Below are 260 nucleotides of genomic sequence, written 5' to 3'. Positions count from 1 at the left end.
ATGCACTCTATGCAAGGGTGCGCGACATGCCCGAGCGCGAGCTGACCATCTACACCGCCCTGTGTCTGGGGCGTCCACGTGCCGGCCAGGATCTGCAGCGACGCTTTCTCGACCCCTTCGTCGAGCGTGTATATGGCGATTATCTAGAGCTGGATTTTCTCGCCGACCTGCAGGGCGACACGTTGCCGGCCAACGTGCGCGTCGAGCAGTTCTTTTTGCAGCCCGGCAGCCTGCTCGACAGCGATTCCGCCCAGCAGGAC

General features: G+C 62.7%; 1 pseudogene. It reads left to right on the top strand.

The features are described 5' to 3' along the window. Nucleotides 1–26: 26 nt before the first annotated feature. Nucleotides 27–260 (top strand): annotated as a pseudogene (locus AC0CH8_RS18925) (acetyl-CoA hydrolase/transferase C-terminal domain-containing protein); the annotation flags it as partial.

It is taken from the genome of Sphingomonas sp. AC435 (assembly GCF_979253005.1).
This window is presented reverse-complemented; position numbering and strand designations above follow the sequence as displayed.